The 3000-nt window shown below is 66.1% G+C and carries 4 protein-coding genes and 1 pseudogene; 4 read left to right on the forward strand and 1 reads right to left on the reverse strand.

What is annotated here, in order from left to right; all coding sequences use genetic code 11:
• Positions 1-188, forward strand: a pseudogene (locus ACOJSF_RS09505) (hypothetical protein); the annotation flags it as partial.
• On the forward strand, positions 185-721 hold the full coding sequence (locus ACOJSF_RS09510) for a cytochrome b (protein WP_420141971.1): 537 nt from the start codon (positions 185-187) through the stop codon (positions 719-721). The pseudogene ACOJSF_RS09505 and the gene ACOJSF_RS09510, both read left to right, overlap by 4 nt.
• Positions 722-769: 48 nt before the next feature.
• Here ACOJSF_RS09510 and ACOJSF_RS09515 read toward each other — a convergent pair whose 3' ends face one another.
• Positions 770-1786 carry an NAD(P)-dependent oxidoreductase gene (locus ACOJSF_RS09515; RefSeq protein WP_420141972.1) on the reverse strand — a complete coding sequence of 339 codons (1017 nt, stop codon included), beginning with the start codon at positions 1784-1786 and terminating at the stop codon, positions 770-772.
• A 96-nt stretch (positions 1787-1882) separates the two neighbouring features.
• On the opposite strand from ACOJSF_RS09515, the gene ACOJSF_RS09520 reads away from it, so the two are divergent.
• Positions 1883-2473, forward strand: a complete 591-nt coding sequence (locus ACOJSF_RS09520; RefSeq protein WP_420141973.1) for a TetR/AcrR family transcriptional regulator — start codon at positions 1883-1885, stop codon at positions 2471-2473.
• Between the two features lie 130 nt (positions 2474-2603).
• On the forward strand, positions 2604-3000 hold a 397-nt coding region (locus ACOJSF_RS09525), incomplete at its 3' end, for a hypothetical protein (RefSeq protein WP_420141974.1).

The following is a 3000-nucleotide window of genomic DNA, read 5'->3' on the forward strand; positions in this document are numbered from 1 at the left end:
CGTGCCGCGATCTCAATTTCGATCCCACCGTGCTGCCGGCCGGGATTTCGACGTCGGACGACCCGTTCCCGGCGGCGCGTTCGGCGGTCTACGCCAAATCTTTCGATCGCCGTACCGCCGGTGCCGCCAATTACCCGCGGCATCCCCGCCCGTCGGCGGACGCCGCGCCGCGCAAGGGAGGCGCATGATGGCCCGTCAGCACTTCACCGTGACGCAGCGCGTCCTGCACTGGGCCATGGCGGTCGCCATCCTGGCGATGCTGTTCATCGGCGTGGGGATGGTGTCGACCATCACCCCCACCTACCTTCGGCTAGTCTCGATCCACCGCCCGCTCGGCATCCTCATCCTGCTCCTTGCGATCCTCCGGATCGGCGTGCGCCTCTCGCGCGGCACCCCGCCGCTGCCGGCGGACCTGCCCGCGCCCATGAAGCAGGCCGCCACTCTGTCGCACATCGCGCTCTACGCGCTGATGATCGCGATGCCGCTGCTCGGCTGGGCCATGCTCTCCGCGGCCGCCTATCCCGTCACGATCTGGCGGGGCTTCGTACTGCCCCCGATCGTGCCTCAATCAGACAGGTTGCACGCGGTCCTGTGGGGCCTTCACTCCTATCTCGCCTTCGCTTTTTTCGCGTTGATCCTGATCCACCTGTCCGCCGGCCTGTTCCATGCGCTCATACGCCGCGATGGTGTCTTCGAATCCATGGCCGCCGGCCGGGATTAGGGCCGTCTGCGCTAGGGTGCGCCATATCTGTCGCGCGTGGCGGGGCACTCAAGGCGTGTCATGCGAAGGGAGCGCCATCAATTGCCCGCCCTCCTGTGTCAGGCGCCCGAGATAGTCGGCGTGATCGAGTAATTGGTAGGGGAAGAACAGCCCCGCCCGCATCGCCGGCTTGCCATCCAGCCCGGCAAGTCGTTCCAGCACCATGCTGACACCCAGCGCGGTCAGCGGCGCGGCCCCGCCCGGGTGGACGACGGCGTGACGGCTGTGCAGCGGCGCGCCGGTTGCGTCGAGGCCGGACAGTTCGATGATGATCTCGGTCGACTTCGCGCCGCCCGCGCGCCGACTGGAACTGATCCCCGTGCCGATGGCGAACACGATGTCGCGCGCGCCCGTGGCTGCCGCGAGGCCCGCAATATCGATCGATGAGAAGCCCGAGGCCGGGATCACGGTGCCGTCGATAGCCCGGAATGAAGAATGCGCCTCGTCGCCCTTGCGCCAGACGAACGCGCCGTCCTTTCGCGCCAGAATGGAGGGCATGACCGACGCCAGCCGCTCGAAATCCTCTGCAACCGCCGGGCCGCCCTGATCCTGCTCATCCACCAACGCGCCGATCCTGATCGTGTCGAGACGGGCATAGGCTTTGGCGGAGGTGAGCGTCGCGATCGTGGTCGCGCCGACCAGCCATTCATAGCCGAGCACGATCGCCGCCGCCTCGGGCTTCTGCATATGGACCGCGACCTCGGGCGCAATCTCGTAGATCCCGGACGAGATGCCGATGTGCCCGATCCCGCGCGCATGGGCGTAGCGCAAGCTCGCCAGCCGCTCATCGGCAAAGAGCACCGCCATCGCCCCGATCGGCCGATCGCCGAGACCCAGATCGTCCGCGTGCGGATCGATGATCACCGCCTCCGCATTGCCCAGCGCACTCGCGACATGCCGCGCCTTCGACCCGTCTCGCCCGCCGATCAGCAAGGGGAGATCGGGATGCCGCGCGCGTAGCGTCTTGGCGGTAAGCTGGCCGATCTGGCCGGTGCCGCCCAGAAGAAGGATGGTTGGATTGGACATTGACGCTCTCCTGCCAAGACCGATAAGTTACCAAACGTAGGCATTCACTAAACTACTGTTAGTAGGTTTGGCAAGCAGGGTTCGATGACGTCAGATATGGATGTTGCTCCCGGCAAGAAGAGCCGCAGGCTCTCCAAAGCCGACCGGCGTGGGCAGCTACTTGCCACGGCCCTGGAGGTGATCCGCGCGGAGGGTGCCGATCGTTTGACGCTGGGTCATCTCGCGACGCGCGCGGGCGTGTCGAAACCGGTGGTCTATGACCATTTCGGTACGCGATCTGGCCTGCTGATCGACCTCTACCGATGGATCGACAGCGAGCGGATCGAGACGTTTCGTCAGGCGATGGCGGCCGGTAGGAAGGGCCGCGACGAGACGATCGCGTGCCTCGCCGATGCCTATATCCGCTGCGCCGCCGATCTGACCGGCGAATTCCACATCGTGGGTGCCGCGCTCGCCGGAAGCCCCGACAAGGCAAAGGTCTATGACGAGCTGCTCGACCAGTGCGTCGTGATGTTCGTATCCGTCTTAAGCCCGTTCAGCGCGCTGTCCGGCGCTGCCGCCACCCGGCTGTGCGTCGGCCTGGTCGGTGCGGGGGAAGCGCTGTCGGCGGCCATCGTGCGCGGGCAATTCACTGAGGCCGACGCCATCGGCACCTTTGCGGAAATCATCGGCCGCTCGCTACCTTAACCGTCCCCCCAATCGCGCGATCCGTGACGGCGGCGCTCGATAAACCGATCCAGAATAGCGCGCGGGTGCGGCCGGAGCTCGAAGCCTGATATGTCTACACGGTGGTCTTAGACGGGGATATTGGTGGCGCATGACGCACGCAATTGACCAAGATGCCGCCGCGATCGATGCTCTGATCGGGTCTTTCTACGCTGTTTTCGACAATCGGGGCGGCCGGACGATACCGGTCGTCACCCTGCGCGAGATGTTCCTTGCCGGTGCGATCATCACGCGGGCGTCCCCGACCGGTATCGAGACCATGTCGGTCGAAACGTTCATCGCTCCTCGCGCGCGAATATTGTCCGACGGGACGCTCGCCGACTTCCACGAGTGGGAGGTCGACAGCAGCACGCGCGTGCTGCGCGATATCGCGTCCCGCCGTTCTACCTATGCAAAAAGGGGCCGCTCCGACGGCGCGCCTTATGCCGGCGGCGGCGCCACGCTGATTCAGCGGGCGCGCGCAGCCGACGGCTGGCGCATCGCCAGCA

Origin of the sequence: Sphingomonas sp. (assembly GCF_048594985.1) — a bacterium.
Taxonomy (GTDB): domain Bacteria; phylum Pseudomonadota; class Alphaproteobacteria; order Sphingomonadales; family Sphingomonadaceae; genus Sphingomonas_I.